A 20,065-nucleotide genomic window follows, 5' to 3' on the forward strand; every position below is an offset into this window, starting at 1 on the left:
AGTTGGTAGTAGCGCATGACTGTTAATCATGATGTCGTAGGTTCGAGTCCTACTGGCGGAGTATAGATAAAAGGGAACACAGTGTTGTTCCCTTTTTTGCATCAATTCGTATCACCAAGCATCTTCATGAGGAAGTCTGTTATTTCTTGAGGACTTTCTTTTTTTCCATGTGCAATCCAAGTTTGGCAAACACCAAAAAGTGCGTGAGTTAGATAGATGCTACTGTATTCTAATTCAGTGGTATTGAGATTCAGTTGTATAAATCGTTTTTGTAAATCTGTACTGAGCATGATATGAAGTTTATTTCTTAAGAAATTTTGGATTTCTTTAGTCCCATTTTCAGAAAGAAGGGCAGCCAGAAGTGGTTCTGACTCTAGATATTCAAAGACTTCTAAAATAGCATCTTTTTTATGATGAGCATGTTTTTGAAAAATATATTCAAATGTATGGAATAGCTTGCTTTGATAGTGCTCAATCATATCATACTTATCCTTATAGTGAGTATAGAAGCTGGAACGACTAATTCCGGCTTTTTCTGCTAGCTTGACAGTAGAAATTTGATCAAATGGCTGTTCCATGAGTAATTGTACCATAGCATTTTCAATAGTTCGCTTTGTTTTTAAGCGTTTGTTACTTTCTTGCATATTTCCTCCTTGTAAACAAATTAGACTATATGTCTAAAAATGGATTTTTTATCTTGTAATCTAGATTTTTTATTGTATAATCAATTATATCAAAATTTTAGACAATATGTTTAAAAAAGGAGAAGCTATGTTTAAAGAATGGAAAGCAATTTTTAAAAAACCAACCTTTATTATTGTCATGATAGGGATTTCTCTTATTCCAGCTCTGTACAATATCATATTTTTGTCATCAATGTGGGATCCATATGGTCAATTGTATGACTTACCTGTGGCAGTTGTCAATAATGATAAAGAAGCCTCCTATAATGGTAATAGCATGTCTATAGGAAAAGACATGGTATCCAATTTAAAAGAAAATAAAACCTTGGATTTTCATTTTGTAGATGAAGAAGAAGGTAAGAAGGGATTAGAAAATGGCGATTACTATATGGTAGTGACTTTACCAAGTGATCTATCCGAAAAAGCAGCTTCTATTTTAACGGATCATCCAGAGCAAATGCAAATCGATTATCAGACTTCAAGTGGTCATAGCTTTATTGCCAGCAAGATGAGTGATTCTGCGATGACACAATTGAAGCAGAATGTTTCTACCAATGTAACCGAGACCTATACTAAAGCTTTATTTCAAAAGATGGGTGATTTAAAATACGGTTTAACGAAGGCAGCCGATGGAAGTGAACAATTGGCTAACGGGGCCAGTCAGTTAGCTGTAGGAAGTCAGACATTGTCTTCAAATCTTGCTACTTTAGCTAGCTCAAGTTTAACATTTTCGGATGGAACAGATCAATTTACAAAAGGGTTGACAACGTATGTCACAGGAGTAAAGCAACTGAATAGTGGCTTAGGAACATTTAATGATGGTTTACAGAACTATACAAGTGCGGTTTCACAGGTTGACACAGGACTTAATCAATTATCTTCGAAAACTCCAGAATTAGTTGCAGGTGTCAACCAGTTAAATACAGGGATGAAGTCATATGCTGGTGGAGTTTCACAACTCAATTCAGGTCTCAGTCAATTTTCGGTTGGTGTCAATGCCTATACAAGCGGAGTTGACAAATTATCTGTTGGTACCAACCAACTATCAAGTCAATCAGATACATTGAGAGACAGTATTACTCAATTAAATAAAGGAATCAAAGAAATATCCGCACAATTAAATACTTCATCTCAACAGAAAGAGGATATAACACAGTTAGCAAGCAGTTTAGATGAGTTGAATAAGGCTCTCCAATCAGTTACAGTTTCAGATAATACTGATCTTAAAAATACAATATCTAATGACTTAACAAATATAACGACTCTTGCTCAAACTATTGTGACTAATAGTCAAGCAGAGCAAGAGAAAACTCTTACAAATCTTCAAGCAACAGCAACTTATCAATCTCTCACTGAAACTCAGAAAAAAGAATTGACTGAAGCTGTTTCAAATAATTCTAATTCTACGATAGAGTCAGCAAAAGCAATTTTAACGACGGCAGGAGATTTAAAAGAAAATTTAGGAAGTATAAACCAACCAGTCTCTAATCTTTCTACTTTACAGACTAAAGCAAATCAACTTTTACCTATAGCGTCTAGTTCCTTGACATCTATGTCAAGTGGATTTACACAGTTGCAAAATGCTTTAGATAATCAGTTAGTTCCCGGAAGTCAATCAATTGAAAATGGAGTTAATGCGTATACTAAGGGATTGGATACTATTTCTTTAGGTGTAAATCAACTAAGTGAAAAGAATACAACTTTAACAACAAGTTTGGATCAATTGGTTTCTGGCTCAATCAAGTTGACAGAAAACTCTTCAAAATTGACAACTGGTTTGGATACTCTAGCTGGGAAAACTCCAGAATTAGTGTCTGGTATTGAAAAATTATCAAATGGCTATAATGAATTGAATCAAAAGAGTCAAGAATTGATAGCAGGAGTTGATAAATTACAGTCAGGCTCTAGCCAACTAGCTGACAAATCCAGTCAGTTAATTTCAGGTGCTTCTCAATTAGAAAGTGGAGCTAATAAATTTGCAGATGGAGCTGGGAAACTAGCAGAAGGTGGAACAAAGTTAACTTCTGGCTTGGAAGGTTTACAGACAGGAGTTGCTTCTTTAGGACAAGGATTGAGTAATGCTAGTGATCAACTCAAATCAGCATCTACGGAATCTAAAAATGCAGAGATTTTATCAAATCCTCTCAGTCTTTCTAAAACAGACAATGATCAAGTTCCTGTAAATGGAGTTGCAATGTCTCCTTATATGATATCAGTTGCTCTTTTTGTTGCAGCAATATCAACAAATATGATCTTTGCGAAGCTGCCTTCAGGACGTCATCCAGAGAGTCGTTGGGCTTGGTTGAAATCTCGAGCAGAAATAAATGGTATTATAGCTGTTTTGGCAGGAATTTTGGTATATGGAGGAGTTCATCTTATTGGTCTAACGGCTAATCATGAGATGAGAACATTTATTCTCATTATCCTAACAAGTTTAGTATTCATGTCCATGGTGACTGCTTTAACAACATGGAATAGCCGTATAGGAGCTTTCTTTTCTCTTATTTTGCTTTTATTACAGTTAGCATCAAGTGCAGGTACTTACCCACTTGCTTTGACAAATGATTTCTTTAGAGCCATCAATCCTTGGTTACCAATGAGTTATTCAGTTTCGGGATTACGACAAACAATCTCTATGACAGGAAATATTCATCATCAAGTCATTTTCCTTGCTGTGATATTAGCCCTATTTACTGGTTTAGGTATGCTAGCCTATCGACCTAAGAAAATGGAAGAAGATTAAAAAAATCGACCGATTAATTGGTCGATTTTTTATGCTTTAGATGACTTTCGTCTGTGATTATAGATTCCAAATAGTAAGAGAGAAGTAAAGGAACAAATTGCTCCAGTAATAAAACTATTGGGAATAAAGGAAAGTGTAATAGTTCCTTTTCCCTTAGGAACGTCAACTTTCATAAAACCAGTTTGAGCTTGTTTAATTTCTATTTTCTTACCATCTTGGTAGGCAGACCAGCCTTTATCATAAGGAATGGTGAAGAAAATGGACGTATTTTGTTTAACATCATATGTAGCAAAGACTTTGTTTTTAGAAGTTGATACCGTTACTGGTTGTTCTTTAATTTTTTGAATTGCCTCGGTGAAAGTTTTGGTATCTAAACGATAGAAGGCAGGAGATTCAAATGATACCTGTGAATTTCCAGGGAAACTAACATTAATATTGAAAGTTTTTTTCTCTTTTGTATAGCCTAGATTAAAGAAGGAGAAGACATTATCAGTTGTAAAAGTTTTCTTTTCCCCATTGACAAGGATGTCAACTTTCTTTTGTTTATCATTAGAAAAGTGAAGGTTTGTGAAAGAAAGATAAACTTGGCTGTTTTCTGGCACTTCAATTTGATATTGGATTGCTGCATCTTCATTTGAAGAACTTGTAACAGTAATCAAATCATCAGTATTCTCTGTTTTTTCATAGGGTATTGGAGAAAAATAATCAAAATTGACGTCAGCAAGTTGATTTAAAAACGAGGCTTGATTATCTAAAGTATGTTCATTGAACTTGACATCATTGTAAATAGATTGACTAGCAAATGCAATCGGAAGAGAGTATTGATTTTCATATAGGGTAAGATTATCTTTTTGATAGATATCTTGGAAACCATACTTATCAATAGGACTGTCTGAGATATTGTACTGGATGCCAAATAAACTATCAGCCAAAATACTATTATTTGCATAACGGAGATTGAGATTGGTCCCAGAGGATTTAAAGCCAAGTTTATCCAAAGTAGAGCTTGCTGAACGATTTCGAACAGATGAAAATTGAGATATTCCATTGTAGTTAAATTTCATACTATCATTCCCTGTCTGAGTTTGTAGTTTCTCAGTACGAGTAAATGGATCCTCAATATATGTTGAGAAAGATTCCATAGCTGGGATATCTCTACTATATGCACTTCGAGAAGCAAATCCCCATTCCTTTGCAATTCCGTCCATTTGAGATGAAGCATTTAAACTTATTTCAACCATTATAAATAAAGAGATTAGAATGGCAAATAGATTTACAGAGATAAACTTTTTGATAAATGCAAGGAGTAAAAGCGAATAGACAACCAAAAATTCAAGAGTCAGCAGAATATTCAAATCTGTTAAAAAAGAATAATGCGATTTTAGATAGATGGTAGCTAAAAATCCTGTTACTACAAGAAAAAGCGAAACTAAAAAGTTCCAGATTTTAATTTCTCTTAGACGATTTAAGACTTCCGCTGCTGTGTAAATTAACAAGGTAGAGAAAATCCAAGCATAGCGATGTAAAAACATGTTTGGAGTATGCATGCCTTGCCAAAATAAATCAAGGGCTTCTATATAAAAGCTTGCAATTAAAAATGTAAAGAAGATTGCATAGATCAGTTTCACGTGAAACTTAATAGATTTCAGCGTAAAAAATAAAATAGTTAAAATAAAGGGAAGCAGTCCAACAAAAATCATTGGGATAGCCCCATACTTTGTTGTGTCAAAGGAACCAATGAATTGCTTAGCAAAGAGATCAAGATACCAGCTACTTTCAGTTTGAAACTTTGTAACTTCAGTTAATTTTTCTCCATGTGTCTGTAAATCAAATAGAGTAGGAAGAGTCAGAATCAAACTAGCCATACCAGCTAAAAAGGAGATAACTATGAAATCAAGAACAGATGATTTTCGTGTTTTAAAATCCCAAGAAATTTGACAGAGATACCAGAAAATAAGAAACAGTGCTGTCATATAGCCAAAATAATAATTTTGGATAAATAAGATTGACAGACTTGTAAAGTACAATAGGAATTTCTTTTCAGTGATAAGTAGCTGTAAACCAGTTATAATTAAAGGAATCAAGATAAAAACATCTAGCCAGGTTTTTATCTCTAATTGACTGACAGTGAAACTCATCAGAGCATAGGAAGTAGATAAAGCTAGTTTTAAAGGCTTAGGAATCGATTTAAATAATTTATTTAAACTAAAGTAAGTTGACAGTCCAATCAATCCAAATTTTAAGAGAGTTGTCAGATAGACAGCATCTGGCATATTAGTTAGATCAAAAAAGTAAACTAGTGGTGAAAGGAAACTTCCCAAGTAATAACTAGATAGGGCATAGAAATTTAATCCGAGGCCACTTGTAAAGGTGTAGAACAAACTACCATTTTCGTGTAGGATATTTCGTAAAGCTACATCAAAAATAACGTATTGATGAAACCCATCTCCTAATAGTGGAGATGTATCGCTATTCCAGTAGATACCTTGAGATAGATATACTCCTATCATAATGATTACGGGAATGATGAAAGAAACAAAACAGGTCCAATATGTTTTAAAAAATAATTTCATGTTACCTCATAAAATGTTAGAAAACTCAGCTGGTTAACCCAACTGAGTTTTGAAGATTTTAGTCTTTCCAAAGTTCTTTAACTTTTGCTTGTACTTCTGCATTTTCTAGGAATTCATCATAGGTTTCATCGATACGGTCAATGACGCCATTTTTAGACAAGACAATGATATGGTTAGCTAGAGTTTGAATAAACTCGTGGTCATGGCTGGCAAAGATGATTGATTCTTTAAAGTTTTTCAATCCATCATTCAAGCTTGAGATAGATTCCAAGTCCAAGTGATTGGTTGGATCATCAAGTACAAGGACATTTGATTTTAAGAGCATAAGTTTTGAAAGCATGACACGAACTTTTTCTCCCCCTGACAAGACATTTACAGGTTTGTTAACCTCATCTCCAGAGAAGAGCATACGGCCGAGGAAGCCACGTAGAAAAGTATTGTCATCTTCTTCTTTACTTGCGAATTGACGCAACCAGTCAAGAATTGATTCTCCCCCTGCAAAATCTGCCGAGTTATCTTTTGGCAAGTAAGAACGGCTAGTAGTTACTCCCCACTTGACAGTTCCTTCATAGTCAATGTCACCCATGATTGCACGAATTAATGCAGTCGTTTGGATGTCATTTTGTCCAATAAGTGCTGTTTTATCACCTGGACGCAAGATAAAGCTGATATTATCTAAAATAGTCTCACCATCAATCTTTACAGATAGATTTTCTACTGTCAAGAGATCATTACCAATCTCACGTTCCGCTTTAAAGTTGATAAATGGATATTTACGACTAGATGGTACAATTTCTTCAAGTTCAATCTTATCAAGCATTTTCTTACGTGATGTTGCTTGTCTTGATTTAGAAGCATTAGCAGAGAAACGAGCAACGAACTCTTGCAATTGCTTAATTTTTTCTTCTGCTTTGGCATTACGGTCTGCTAGTAATTTAGCAGCGAGCTCAGAAGATTCCTTCCAGAAGTCGTAGTTCCCGACATAGAGTTTGATTTTTCCAAAGTCAAGGTCGGCCATGTGAGTACATACTTTGTTTAAGAAGTGACGGTCATGGGATACAACAATAACGGTGTTATCAAAATCAATCAAGAAGTCTTCTAGCCATGTAATTGATTGGATATCTAAACCATTGGTAGGCTCATCCAAGAGAAGAACATCAGGTTTACCGAAAAGTGCTTTGGCGAGGAGAACCTTTACTTTTTCACCGTTGGCCAATTCGCTCATATTTTGATAGTGCAATTCTTCTGGGATATTTAGGTTTTGAAGGAGTTGAGAGGCTTCACTTTCTGCTTCCCATCCTCCAAGCTCGGCAAACTCTCCTTCAAGTTCGGCAGCACGCACTCCATCCTCATCTGAGAAATCTTCCTTCATGTAGATGGCATCTTTCTCTTTCATGATGCTATAAAGTTTTTCATTTCCCATGATAACGACATCAATGGCACGTTCATCTTCATAGTCAAAGTGATTTTGACGAAGAACAGAGAGACGTTCATCTGGACCAAGAGAGATGTGACCAGTAGTAGGTTCGATATCTCCAGCTAAAATTTTTAAAAAGGTTGATTTTCCGGCACCATTAGCACCGATTAATCCGTAAGTATTTCCTTCTGTAAATTTGATATTGACATCATCAAAAAGTTTGCGATCACTAAAACGTAGTGAAACATCAGATACTGTAAGCAATGTTTTTCTCCTATATGTGTAATATATTTATTCTACTAGAAAATACGGAAATATTCAAATTTTTATCTGTCAATTTTGTGTAAATTAAATTTACAGCATACTTTACACGAATCCGTAAATAGAAAGGCTGATTTATTTTGATAAATTACGGTTATTTCATTAAAAAAATGCTATAATTGAAGGGACTATATCGAAGGAGAATAAAATGATTAAACCCATTATTTTAACAGGAGACCGTCCAACAGGAAAATTGCATATTGGACATTATGTTGGAAGTCTCAAAAATAGAGTTTTATTACAGGAAGAGGATAAGTATGATATGTTTGTGTTCTTGGCTGACCAACAAGCTTTGACAGATCATGCTAAAGACCCTCAAACAATTGTAGAGTCTATCGGAAATGTTGCTTTGGATTATCTTGCAGTTGGATTGAATCCAAGTAAATCGACAATCTTTATTCAAAGTCAAATTCCAGAGTTGGCTGAGTTGTCTATGTATTATATGAATCTAGTTTCATTGGCACGTTTGGAGCGTAATCCAACTGTCAAGACAGAAATTGCTCAGAAAGGATTTGGACAAAGCATTCCGACAGGATTCTTGGTCTATCCAATAGCTCAAGCAGCTGACATCACAGCTTTCAAGGCTAATTATGTTCCTGTTGGGACAGATCAGAAACCAATGATTGAGCAAACTCGTGAAATTGTTCGTTCTTTTAATAATGCATATAACTGTGATGTCTTGGTAGAGCCGGAAGGTATTTATCCAGAAAATGAGAGAGCAGGGCGTTTGCCTGGTTTAGATGGAAATGCTAAAATGTCTAAGTCCCTTAATAACGGTATTTATTTAGCTGATGATGCGGATACTTTGCGTAAAAAAGTAATGAGTATGTATACAGATCCAGATCATATTCGAGTGGAAGATCCAGGTAAGATTGAGGGAAATATGGTTTTCCATTATCTAGATGTTTTTGGTCGTCCAGAAGATGCTCAAGAAATTGCTGACATGAAAGAACATTATCAACGAGGTGGTCTTGGTGATGTGAAGACCAAGCGTTATCTACTTGAAATATTAGAACGTGAACTGGGTCCTATTCGTGAGCGCCGTATTGAATTTGCTAAGGATATGGGAGAAGTTTATAATATGCTTCAAAAAGGTAGTGAAAGAGCGCGTGAAGTTGCAGGTCAAACCCTATCTGAGGTTAAAGGAGCAATGGGACTTCATTACTTTAACTAAGTTTATTTTACAAGAAACTATCATTTCTATCTCGAAGAAAAGATAGTTTTTTATTTACCCCTGTAACATTTGACAAATTTTTATAGAATGGTATGATAGATACAATATAAAAAGAGTCAAGCTCAAAAAGAAAGAAAAGAGGAAACTTCGAATGTCTAATTGGGACACTAAATTTTTGAAAAAAGGTTTTACCTTTGATGATGTATTGCTTATTCCAGCTGAAAGTCATGTGTTGCCTAACGATGCAGATTTAACAACTAAATTGGCAGATAATTTGACTTTAAATATCCCAATTATTACCGCTGCCATGGACACAGTTACAGAGAGTCAAATGGCCATTGCTATTGCTCGTGCAGGTGGTCTCGGAGTTATCCATAAAAACATGTCAATTGCTCAACAAGCAGACGAGGTTCGCAAGGTAAAACGTTCTGAAAATGGAGTTATTATTGATCCGTTCTTCTTGACACCTGAACATACAATTGCTGAAGCAGATGAGCTTATGGGTCGTTACCGCATCAGTGGTGTTCCAGTTGTTGAAACACTTGAAAATCGTAAATTGGTTGGTATTTTGACAAACCGAGATCTTCGTTTTATTTCAGATTATAACCAACCAATTTCAAACCATATGACCAGTGAAAATCTTGTGACTGCTCCTGTGGGTACAGATCTTGTAACGGCTGAAAGCATTCTTCAAGAACACCGTATTGAAAAACTTCCGTTGGTAGATGAAGAAGGCCGTCTTTCTGGTTTGATTACCATCAAAGATATTGAAAAAGTTATTGAGTTTCCAAATGCGGCTAAAGATGAGTTTGGTCGTCTTCTAGTTGCAGGTGCAGTAGGTGTTACTTCAGATACATTTGAACGTGCAGAGGCTCTTTTTGAGGCAGGAGCGGATGCGATTGTTATTGATACTGCGCATGGTCATTCTGCAGGTGTCTTGCGTAAAATTGCTGAGATTCGTGCTCATTTCCCAGACCGTACTTTGATTGCTGGAAATATTGCTACTGCTGAAGGTGCACGTGCTCTTTATGAAGCAGGTGTAGACGTTGTCAAGGTTGGTATTGGACCAGGTTCTATCTGTACTACTCGTGTTATTGCTGGTGTTGGTGTTCCGCAAGTAACGGCTATCTACGATGCTGCAGCTGTTGCGCGTGAATATGGTAAAACTATTATTGCTGACGGTGGAATCAAGTATTCTGGAGATATTGTAAAAGCCCTTGCTGCAGGTGGAAATGCAGTTATGCTTGGATCAATGTTTGCTGGAACTGATGAAGCTCCAGGCGAAACTGAAATCTTCCAAGGACGTAAGTTTAAGACTTACCGTGGTATGGGATCAATTGCTGCTATGAAGAAAGGTTCAAGCGATCGTTACTTCCAAGGCTCTGTCAACGAAGCAAACAAACTCGTTCCCGAAGGAATTGAAGGTCGTGTTGCTTATAAAGGAGCGGCAGCTGATATTGTCTTCCAAATGATTGGTGGTATTCGCTCTGGTATGGGTTACTGTGGTGCAGCTAACCTTAAAGAACTACACGATAATGCTCAATTTATTGAAATGTCTGGTGCTGGTTTGAAAGAGAGCCATCCTCATGATGTACAAATTACGAATGAGGCACCAAATTATTCTATGTAATAAACAATGAAAAGAACTCCCGTGAAAACAGGAGTTCTTTTACGATGTTGTCAATTTTAGTTTACAGTAACTTTACCATCCTGAATAGTAAAGATACTTAGATTTTCTGGCAGATTTTGAAGATGATCTAAGCTTGTTGTTGTAATAAAGGTTTGGATTGAATGAGAAATCGTTTCTAATAATTTTAGTTGTCTAGTGTTGTCAAGTTCGCTCATAACATCGTCAAGTAGTAATATTGGAGATTCTGTAGTAATACTTTCCATTAATTCAATTTCTGCTAATTTTATCGAGAGGACGAGACTACGATGTTGACCTTGACTTCCAAAACAAGCATCCATCCCATTTATATAAAAAGAAATATCATCTCGATGAGGACCAACACCAGTATTCTTTTTAAACAAATCTCTGGACCTACTTTTTTCTAAAGCAATTTTGAAAGATTCAGATAAATCTTCTTTGTCAGTTATCTTGACAGAAGATTGATAGGATATTGACAGTTCTTCAATCTGATTAGAGATTTCAAAATGTTTCTTACGACCAAAATATTCTAGTTTTTTTATGAAATCTAAGCGGTGTTTCATTACACGACATCCATAATTGACTAGCTGATCATCTAGTACTGAAAGGAAGGTTTCATCTATTGTTTGAGCTGATTTTAAATAGGTATTTCTTTGCTTAAGGATATGGTTATAATTGGTTAAGTCAGATAAATAGATTGGCTTAATTTGTCCAAGCTCCATATCAATGAATTTTCGTCGAACTGAAGGTGCTCCTTTAATTAGTTGTAAATCTTCCGGAGCAAATAAGACAACATTCATGTGTCCTACGTAATCTGAAAGTCGTGCCTGTTTTAAGTGATTAACTTTTGTCACACGCCCTTTTTGTGTTAGTTCGATTTCGAGAGGAATGGATCCCGTTTGTTTTTGAACAAGACCTGAAAGATGAAGCTGTTCCTCATCAAAATGAATGAGATTTTTATCAGTTCGAGTTCGATGACTGCGTGTTAAGGCTAAAAAATAGATAGCCTCTAACATATTTGTTTTACCTTGTGCATTGCGTCCTAAAAAGACATTTAATTTAGGATTAAAGTCTATTTTCGTCTCTTTGTAGTTACGAAAAGTTTTGAGAGATAGGTGTTGTAGCCACATGATTATCTACCAGGGAATCGTGGAGCTTGTTTGCTTTTTGGTGATGAAGTAGGTTTAGAGTTGTCTTTCTTTACTCCCTTATTCATCTCCTTGACGAGTTTAGCGATTCGTTTTTTTTCAACTTTATCAGCCTGATACTCCTCTTGTTCTTCAAAAGTAGGTTGTGTCAACAAGATGTCAATATTCATGTCAGGGATGTCAACTTTATCGCCAATACGAAGTTTTTTACCACGACGACTCTCTAATTCTCCATTAAAGTAAACAGAATGTTCAGAGAGAAATGATTTGATAGCTCCTCCGCTATGTGTAATTCCAAGTTCTTTGAGTAGTGCTTGGAGGGTAATAAATTCTTCAAATAATTTGTATTCCATAATTCACCTCAATCTTTGGTATTATACCATATTTTCCTAAAAATAGTGAGAGAAACAAGGAATAATGTAAGCGATTTTTATTTCAAAAGTGTTACAGAGAACAAGAAAATTTCAGTTTTTCGTGATATAATAGAAGTCTGTATATAAGGAGGTAAATCATGGAGTTAGTGCATGGAATTTCAACACATTTTATCCAATCAAAAAAGTTTAAAACGAACAAAATCGCCGTGCGTTTTACCACTCCATTATCTCTTGATACGATTGCAGGTCGCATGTTGAGTGCGAGTGTGCTAGAGACTGCTAATCAGATGTATCCTACTTCTCAAGATTTGAGAAAACATTTGGCCAGTCTATACGGTACAGATATGTCAACCAATTGTTTCAGAAGAGGGCAAAGTCATATTGTAGAATTGACATTTACCTATGTTCGTGATGAGTTTTTAAGTAGGAAAAATGTTCTAACTTCTCAGGTTTTGGAACTTGTAAAAGAAACTCTTTTTTCACCCATAGTAGTTGATAATGGATTTGATCCGGCCTTATTTGAAATTGAGAAAAAACAATTGCTAGCAAGTTTAGCAGCTGATATGGATGATTCATTTTATTTCGCACATAAAGAATTAGATAAATTATTTTTTTATGATGAACGTCTCAAATTGGAATACAGTGATTTACGAAATCGTATTTTAGCTGAAACTCCACAAAGTTCTTATTCTTGTTTCCAAGAATTTTTGGCTAATGATCGAATAGATTTCTTTTTCCTAGGTGATTTTAATGAGGTTGAAATTCAAAATGTATTAGAATCATTTGGCTTCAAAGGTCGAGAAGGAGATGTAAAAGTTCAGTATTGTCAACCATATTCTAATATCCTTCAGGAAGGTATGGTTCGGAAAAATGTGGGACAATCCATTTTGGAATTGGGTTATCATTACCCTTCTGAATATGGTGATGAGAAACATTTACCCATGATTGTAATGAATGGTTTACTTGGTGAATTTGCTCATTCTAAGCTCTTTACAAACGTCCGTGAAAATGCTGGATTGGCTTATACTATTTCAAGTCAGCTTGATTTATTTAGTGGATTCTTGAGGATGTATGCTGGTATCGATCGAGAAAATCGGAACCAGGCTCGTAAAATGATGAATAATCAACTGCTTGATTTAAAAAAAGGTTATTTTACAGAGCTTGAGTTAGAGCAAACAAAGGAAATGATTCGTCGGTCTCTGTTGCTTTCTCAAGATAATCAAAGTTCATTGATTGAACGTGCTTATCAAAATGCCTTGCTTGGAAAATCTTCAGCAGACTTTAAAAGTTGGATTGCAAAACTCGAGCAAGTTGATAAAGAGGCTATTTGTAGAGCAGCAAATAATGTGAAACTACAGGCGATTTACTTTATGGAAGGAATAGAATGACAAAGGTTGTTTTTGAAGAAAAATACTATCCAGCTGTAAAAGAAATGGTTTATCGAACTCGTTTGTCAAATGGATTGACAGTTGCTCTTTTGCCTAAAAAGGAATTTAAAGAGGTTTACGGGAGTGTAACTGTACAGTTTGGTTCGGTAGATACGCTTGTAACAGAAGTTGACGGATATGTAAAAGAATATCCTGCGGGAATTGCTCATTTTCTTGAACATAAATTATTTGAGAGAGAAGATGCTAGCGATTTGATGTCGGCTTTTACGAGTCTAGGTGCAGATAGTAATGCCTTTACAAGCTTTACAAAAACAAGTTATCTTTTTTCAGCAACGGATCATTTTTTAGAAAATTTGGACTTACTTGATGAATTGGTAACATCAGCACAATTTACTGAAGATTCTATTTTAAGGGAGCAGGATATTATACAGCAAGAACGAGAAATGTATCAAGATGATCCAGATTCGTGTTTATTCTTTTCAACTTTAGCGAATTTGTATCCTGGTACACCTTTAGCAACTGATATAGTTGGAAGTGAGGAGTCAATTTCCCAAATCAATCTAACTAATTTGCAAGAAAATTTTACAAGATTTTACAAACCTGTAAACATGTCTCTGTTTTTAGTTGGTAATTTTGATGTGGAACGAGTACAGGACTATTTTGAAAGCAAAGAACTGAAAGATTTAGATGTTCAGGAAGTAGTAAGAGAAAAGCTTGTTTTACAAGATGTAAAGCAAACAGACAGTATGAGAATGGAAGTGTCTTCTCCCAAACTAGCGATTGGTATTAGAGGTAAGCAAGAAGTTGCTGAAGCGGATTGCTATCGATATCATATTTTATTAAAATTATTGTTTGCAATGATGTTTGGTTGGACTTCGGATCGTTTTCAGAAATTATATGAATCAGGTAAAATTGATGCGTCCTTATCTCTGGAAGTTGAAGTAACAAGTCGTTTTCATTTTGTTATGTTGACAATGGATACAAAAGAGCCAGTTGCTTTATCTCATCAGTTTAAAAAGGCTATTCGTAATTTCACAAAGGATATAGATATTACAGAGGATCATTTAGACATTATCAAAAGAGAGATGTTTGGAGAATTTTTCAGTAGCATGAACTCTCTTGAATTTATTGCAACGCAATATGATGCTTTTGAAAATGGTGAGACAATTTTTGATTTGCCGAAAATTTTACAGGAAATTACTTTGGAGGATGTCCTTGATGCTGGACATCATTTAATAGATGATGGTGATATAGTTGATTTTACAATATTCCCATCGTAGTAACCTATCATAATCGATACTAGAAAGAAGGAATGACAAGTATGAGGAAAAAAACAATTGGTGAGGTTTTACGTTTAGCTAGAACCAACCAAGGGTTGACTTTAGAAGAATTACACAAAAAAACAGAAATTCAGTTGGATATGTTGGAAGCGATGGAAGCTGATGATTTTGATCAACTTCCTAGTCCATTTTATACTCGTTCTTTTTTGAGAAAGTATGCGTGGGCAGTTGAGCTAGATGAGCGAATTGTCTTGGATGCTTATGATTCTGGGAGCATGATTACTTATGAGGAAGTAGATGTTGATGAAGAGGAGTTGACAGGTAGGAGACGTTCAAGTAAGAAAAATAAGACATCATTTTTACCTTTATTTTATTTTATACTCTTTGCACTATCGATTGTCATTTTTGTGACTTATTATGTTTGGAATTATATTCAGACTCAACCGGAGCGTTCATCTGCGTCTAGTTATAGTGTAGTCCAAGCAACAAGCTCGACTAGTTCTGCAACTCCATCTTCAAGTAGTGGTTCATCAAGTAGCTCTTCGAATATTGAACCAGTTATAAGTGTATCAGGTGAAGGAAATTATGTAGAAATCGCTTATAAAACAAGTAAGGAAACCGCAAAATTGCAATTATCGGTTTCAGATGCTAGAAGTTGGGTTAGTGTTTCAGAAAGTGAGCTTGAGGGTGGTGTGACCTTATCACCGGATAATAAAAGTGCAGAAACAACAGTTTCAACAAAAAATCCTGTGACCATTACTTTAGGTGTTGTCAAAGGTGTTGCTTTAACAGTAGATGATCAGACTGTTGATTTATCGAAATTAACAGCTCAAACTGGACAAATCACTGTAACCTTTACTAGAAATTAAGGAAAAAAGAATGAAAAAAGAACAAATTCCCAATCTCTTAACAATAGGTCGAATTCTCTTTATACCTATTTTTATCTTTATTTTAACGATAGGAAATTCGCTAGAAAGTCATATAGTAGCAGCTATTATATTTGCTATTGCCAGTATTACCGACTATTTAGATGGATATTTAGCTCGTAAATGGAGTGTGGTTAGCAACTTTGGGAAGTTTTCGGATCCAATGGCGGATAAGTTACTAGTAATGTCGGCTTTTATTATGCTGATTGAGTTAGGTATGGCTCCAGCTTGGATTGTTGCAGTGATTATCTGTCGTGAGTTGGCTGTGACAGGTTTAAGGCTTTTATTGGTTGAAACTGGTGGAACGGTTTTAGCAGCAGCAATGCCTGGAAAAATTAAAACTTTCAGCCAGATGTTTGCGATTATTTTCTTGCTATTACATTGGACTTTGCTTGGTCAAGTTCTACTTTATGTAGCCTTGTTTTTCACTATCTACTCTGGCTATGATTATTTCAAGGGTAGTGCCTATGTATTTAAAGGGACATTTGGTTCGAAATGAAATCAATAATTGATGTAAAAAATCTTTCTTTTCGTTATAAGGAAAGTCAGGAATACTATGATGTGAAGGATATTACGTTTCACGTGAAACGTGGAGAATGGCTTTCGATTGTAGGGCATAATGGTAGTGGTAAATCAACGACGGTTCGCTTAATTGATGGTTTACTGGAAGCAGAATCTGGAGAGATTGTAATTGATGGTCAACGATTGACTGAGGAAAATGTTTGGAATATACGTCGTCAAATCGGTATGGTTTTTCAAAATCCAGACAATCAATTTGTTGGAGCGACTGTTGAGGATGATGTTGCCTTTGGTTTGGAAAATCAGGGACTTTCTCGTCAAGAAATGAAAAAAAGAGTGGAAGAAGCTCTGGATTTGGTTGGCATGTTGGACTTTAAAAAGAGAGAGCCAGCTCGTCTGTCAGGTGGCCAAAAGCAACGTGTGGCCATTGCAGGTGTTGTAGCCCTCAGACCAGCTATTTTAATCCTAGATGAAGCAACGAGTATGTTGGATCCTGAGGGACGTAGAGAACTGATTGAGACAGTAAAAGGAATTCGAAAAGACTATGATATGACGGTCATTTCCATTACACATGATTTGGAAGAAGTTGCCATGAGTGATCGTGTATTGGTCATGAAAAAAGGGGAAATTGAATCAACTAGTAGTCCAAGGGAACTTTTTTCTCGAAATGATTTAGATCAAATTGGATTAGATGATCCTTTTGCCAATCAATTAAAACATTCTTTGAGCCAGAATGGCTATGATTTACCTGAAAATTATTTGACAGAAAGTGAGCTAGAGGATAAGCTATGGGAATTGCTCTAGAAAATGTGAGTTTTACGTATCAAGAAGGGACTCCCTTAGCTTCAACAGCTTTGTCAGATGTTTCTTTGACGATTGAAGATGGTTCTTATACGGCTTTAATTGGGCACACAGGTAGCGGCAAATCGACTATTTTACAACTTTTAAATGGTTTATTGGTGCCAAGTCAAGGAAGTGTACGAGTTTTTGATACCTTAATCACCTCGACTTCTAAAAACAAAGATATTCGTCAAATTAGAAAACAGGTTGGCTTGGTATTTCAGTTTGCTGAAAATCAGATCTTTGAAGAAACGGTTTTGAAAGATGTTGCTTTTGGACCGCAAAATTTTGGAGTTTCTGAAGAAGATGCGGAGCAGATTGCGCGTGAGAAACTGGCTCTGGTTGGAATTGATGAATCACTTTATAATCGTAGTCCGTTTGAGCTGTCAGGTGGCCAAATGAGGCGTGTCGCCATTGCAGGCATACTTGCCATGGAACCAGCCATATTAGTCTTAGATGAGCCCACAGCAGGCCTAGATCCCCTGGGAAGAAAAGAGCTGATGAATTTGTTCAAAAAACTCCATCAGTCAGGGATGACTATTGTCTTGGTAACACATTTGATGGATGATGTTGCTGAATATGCGAACCAGGTATATGTGATGGAAAAGGGACGTTTAGTTAAGTTTGGTAAACCTAGTGATGTCTTTCAAGATGTTGTCTTTATGGAAGAAGTGCAGTTGGGAGTACCTAAAATTACAGCCTTTTGTAAACGATTGACTGATAGAGGCGTGTCATTTAAACGATTACCGATTAAGATAGAGGAGTTCAAGGAGTCGCTAAATGGATAGTATGATTTTGGGGCGTTATATCCCAGGGGATTCGATTATTCACCGGTTGGATCCACGCAGCAAATTACTGGCTATGATGCTACTGATTTTGATCGTTTTTTGGGCTAATAATCCTTTGACGAATTTGATTCTTTTTATAGCTACAGGGATATTTATTGCCTTGTCAGGAGTATCTCTTTCATTTTTTATTCAGGGCTTGAAATCTATGTTTTTCTTGATTGCCTTCACAACTATTTTTCAACTGTTTTTCATTTCTAGTGGGAATGTTTTATTTGAGTTTTCGTTTGTGAGAATCACGGATTATGCTTTGCAACAAGCTGGAATTATTTTTTGTCGCTTTATATTGATTATTTTCTTTTCAACTTTGTTAACCTTAACGACCATGCCCTTAAGTTTGGCCTCAGCTGTCGAAGCTTTGTTAGCGCCTTTAAAACGTGTGAGAGTTCCAGTTCATGAAATTGGATTGATGCTGTCCATGAGTCTACGTTTTGTCCCAACATTGATGGATGATACGACACGGATTATGAATGCACAGAAAGCGCGTGGAGTGGATTTTGGAGAAGGAAGTATTGTTCAAAAAGTAAAGGCGATGATTCCTATTTTGATTCCTCTTTTTGCGACAAGTTTAAAACGTGCGGATTCCTTGGCTATCGCCATGGAAGCGCGTGGTTATCAGGGTGGAAAAGGTAGAAGTCAATACCGACAACTGAAATGGACTCGAAAGGATACACTTACTATTCTTGTTATTCTCGGACTTGGTTGTTGCTTATTTTTCTTAAAATCTTAGTAGCTTTCAGGAATTGATAAAAAGTTACTGTAACAGTTTTTGATATAAAGGTAGGGATATGAACCGTTTTAAAAAATCAAAATATGTCATTATTGTTTTTGTCATTGTTCTGCTTGTGTCAGCTCTCTTAGCGACGACTTATTCAAGTACAATTGTGACAAAATTAGGAGATGGAATCTCATTGGTTGATAGAGTTGTACAAAAACCTTTTCAGTGGTTTGATTCTGTCAAATCAGATTTGGCTCATTTGACACGAACATATAATGAAAATGAAAGTTTGAAGAAACAGATTTATCAATTAGAAGTTAAATCAAATGAGGCGGAAAGTTTAAAGACCGAAAATGAACAACTGCGCCAATTGCTTGATATGAAGTCCAAGTTGCAAGCCACAAAGACTTTGGCAGCAGATGTTATTATGCGTTCTCCGGTATCTTGGAAGCAGGAATTGACCCTGGATGCAGGCAAATCAAAAGGGGCTTCTGAGAATATGTTAGCCATTGCAAATGGTGGTTTGATTGGGAGTGTTTCAAAAGTGGAGGACAACTCTACTATGGTCAACCTTCTGACAAATACGGAAAATGCTGATAAGATTTCTGTTAAAATTCAACATGGTTCTACTACAATTTATGGGATTATTGTTGGCTATGACAAGGAAAATGAAGTTCTCAAAATTAGTCAATTAAATAGTAGTGGCGATATTAGTGCAGGAGATAAGGTGACCACTGGTGGATTAGGAAACTTTAATGTTGCTGATATTCCTGTTGGTGAAGTGGTTGCTACAACGCATAGTACGGACTATTTGACACGAGAAGTAACTGTTAAATTGAGTGCAGATACTCATAATGTGAGTGTGATAGAATTAGTGGGGAATTCATAATGAGACAGCTGAAGCGAGTTGGAGTGTTTTTATTGCTTCCTTTCTTTGTTCTAATTGATGCCCATATTAGCCAGCTTTTGGGCTCATTATTTCCCCACGTGCAGTTAGCTAGTCATTTTCTATTTTTGTTTCTCTTATTTGAGACGATTGAAGTATCAGAGTATCTCTATTTAGCCTATTGTTTTGTAGTGGGTTTGGTTTATGACATTTACTTTTTCCACTTGATAGGGATTGCGACTCTGTTATTTGTCCTGTTGGGGGCATTTCTCCATAAATTTAATAGTGTTATTTTATTGAATCGTTGGACGAGAATGCTGGCAATTATTGTCATGACTTTTCTATTTGAGATGGGAGCTTATATACTTGCAATAGTGGTAGGTTTAACTGTGGATAGTATGTCTTTGTTTATAGTCTATAGTTTAGTACCATCAATGATTTTGAACCTTATATGGATGATTACTTTTCAGTTTATTTTTGAAAAATTTTACCTATAAGAAAGAAATAAAAATGTAACAAAGGCGTAATATTCATTAGGCCTTTTTTTGGTATACTAGTAATGTCTTTAAAAGAAGGAGTATC

17 protein-coding genes are annotated in these 20,065 nt (G+C 35.8%); 12 read left to right on the forward strand and 5 right to left on the reverse strand.

The annotated features are described in order from the left end of the window. Positions 1 to 101: 101 nt before the first annotated feature. Positions 102 to 644 carry a TetR/AcrR family transcriptional regulator gene (locus tag ADH52_RS01335; protein ID WP_049509614.1) on the reverse strand — a complete coding sequence of 181 codons (543 nt, stop codon included), beginning with the start codon at positions 642 to 644 and terminating at the stop codon, positions 102 to 104. A 127-nt stretch (positions 645 to 771) separates the two neighbouring features. On the opposite strand from ADH52_RS01335, the gene ADH52_RS01340 reads away from it, so the two are divergent. Then, positions 772 to 3,426, forward strand: coding sequence for a YhgE/Pip domain-containing protein (locus tag ADH52_RS01340; protein WP_049509616.1), 2,655 nt, complete (start codon positions 772 to 774; stop codon positions 3,424 to 3,426). 29 nt (positions 3,427 to 3,455) lie between these two features. Here the strand turns inward: ADH52_RS01340 and ADH52_RS01345 are convergent, their stop codons facing one another. Both ADH52_RS01345 and ADH52_RS01350 read right to left on the reverse strand, forming a co-directional pair. Continuing rightward, positions 3,456 to 5,999 carry a YfhO family protein gene (locus ADH52_RS01345; RefSeq protein ID WP_049487631.1) on the reverse strand — a complete coding sequence of 848 codons (2,544 nt, stop codon included), beginning with the start codon at positions 5,997 to 5,999 and terminating at the stop codon, positions 3,456 to 3,458. Between the two features lie 58 nt (positions 6,000 to 6,057). Further along, positions 6,058 to 7,680: an ATP-binding cassette domain-containing protein gene (locus ADH52_RS01350; protein WP_000958767.1), complete on the reverse strand. Its 1,623-nt coding sequence runs from the start codon at positions 7,678 to 7,680 to the stop codon at positions 6,058 to 6,060. Positions 7,681 to 7,885: 205 nt separating this feature from the next. Here ADH52_RS01350 and trpS point away from each other — a divergent pair, with 205 nt between their 5' ends. Beyond that, positions 7,886 to 8,911, forward strand: coding sequence for a tryptophan--tRNA ligase (gene trpS, locus ADH52_RS01355; protein ID WP_049491108.1), 1,026 nt, complete (start codon positions 7,886 to 7,888; stop codon positions 8,909 to 8,911). 151 nt (positions 8,912 to 9,062) lie between these two features. Further along, positions 9,063 to 10,541, forward strand: a complete 1,479-nt coding sequence (guaB, locus tag ADH52_RS01360; protein WP_033682529.1) for an IMP dehydrogenase — start codon at positions 9,063 to 9,065, stop codon at positions 10,539 to 10,541. A gap of 56 nt (positions 10,542 to 10,597) precedes the next feature. On the opposite strand, the gene recF is transcribed toward guaB, so the two are convergent. Together recF and yaaA are read right to left on the reverse strand one after the other, a co-directional pair. Further along, positions 10,598 to 11,689: a DNA replication/repair protein RecF gene (gene recF / locus ADH52_RS01365; protein ID WP_049509620.1), complete on the reverse strand. Its 1,092-nt coding sequence runs from the start codon at positions 11,687 to 11,689 to the stop codon at positions 10,598 to 10,600. A gap of 2 nt (positions 11,690 to 11,691) precedes the next feature. After that, positions 11,692 to 12,060: a S4 domain-containing protein YaaA gene (gene yaaA, locus ADH52_RS01370; protein WP_049491111.1), complete on the reverse strand. Its 369-nt coding sequence runs from the start codon at positions 12,058 to 12,060 to the stop codon at positions 11,692 to 11,694. A gap of 158 nt (positions 12,061 to 12,218) precedes the next feature. Here yaaA and yfmF point away from each other — a divergent pair, with 158 nt between their 5' ends. From yfmF to mreD, 9 genes are read left to right on the forward strand one after another with little or no spacing between them, the layout of a single operon-like run. Further along, entirely contained in the window at positions 12,219 to 13,469 is a 1,251-nt protein-coding gene (gene yfmF, locus ADH52_RS01375) for an EF-P 5-aminopentanol modification-associated protein YfmF (protein ID WP_049509622.1), read from the forward strand. Continuing rightward, positions 13,466 to 14,749, forward strand: a complete 1,284-nt coding sequence (yfmH, locus tag ADH52_RS01380) for an EF-P 5-aminopentanol modification-associated protein YfmH (RefSeq protein ID WP_049509623.1) — start codon at positions 13,466 to 13,468, stop codon at positions 14,747 to 14,749. The genes yfmF and yfmH overlap by 4 nt, the downstream gene beginning before the upstream one ends. A 41-nt stretch (positions 14,750 to 14,790) precedes the next feature. Then, the gene (gene rodZ / locus ADH52_RS01385; protein WP_049509625.1) at positions 14,791 to 15,618 is read left to right on the forward strand and encodes a cytoskeleton protein RodZ; all 828 of its coding nucleotides are present in this window, start codon (positions 14,791 to 14,793) and stop codon (positions 15,616 to 15,618) included. Positions 15,619 to 15,628: 10 nt separating this feature from the next. After that, on the forward strand, positions 15,629 to 16,174 hold the full coding sequence (pgsA, locus tag ADH52_RS01390) for a CDP-diacylglycerol--glycerol-3-phosphate 3-phosphatidyltransferase (RefSeq protein WP_049509627.1): 546 nt from the start codon (positions 15,629 to 15,631) through the stop codon (positions 16,172 to 16,174). Beyond that, entirely contained in the window at positions 16,171 to 16,998 is an 828-nt protein-coding gene (locus tag ADH52_RS01395; RefSeq protein ID WP_049509629.1) for an energy-coupling factor ABC transporter ATP-binding protein, read from the forward strand. Before pgsA ends, ADH52_RS01395 begins: the two co-directional genes overlap by 4 nt. Then, positions 16,983 to 17,822, forward strand: a complete 840-nt coding sequence (locus tag ADH52_RS01400) for an energy-coupling factor transporter ATPase (RefSeq protein ID WP_049509631.1) — start codon at positions 16,983 to 16,985, stop codon at positions 17,820 to 17,822. The genes ADH52_RS01395 and ADH52_RS01400 overlap by 16 nt, the downstream gene beginning before the upstream one ends. Further along, the gene (locus tag ADH52_RS01405; protein WP_049509633.1) at positions 17,815 to 18,609 is read left to right on the forward strand and encodes an energy-coupling factor transporter transmembrane component T family protein; all 795 of its coding nucleotides are present in this window, start codon (positions 17,815 to 17,817) and stop codon (positions 18,607 to 18,609) included. The genes ADH52_RS01400 and ADH52_RS01405 overlap by 8 nt, the downstream gene beginning before the upstream one ends. 58 nt (positions 18,610 to 18,667) lie before the next feature. Then, a complete protein-coding gene (mreC, locus tag ADH52_RS01410) occupies positions 18,668 to 19,486 on the forward strand; it encodes a rod shape-determining protein MreC (protein WP_049509635.1) in 819 nt (272 codons plus the stop codon). Beyond that, positions 19,486 to 19,980: a rod shape-determining protein MreD gene (mreD, locus tag ADH52_RS01415; RefSeq protein WP_042751844.1), complete on the forward strand. Its 495-nt coding sequence runs from the start codon at positions 19,486 to 19,488 to the stop codon at positions 19,978 to 19,980. The genes mreC and mreD overlap by 1 nt, the downstream gene beginning before the upstream one ends. Positions 19,981 to 20,065: the final 85 nt, after the last annotated feature.

Source organism: Streptococcus pseudopneumoniae, assembly GCF_001072665.1.
Lineage (GTDB): Bacteria > Bacillota > Bacilli > Lactobacillales > Streptococcaceae > Streptococcus > Streptococcus pseudopneumoniae_S.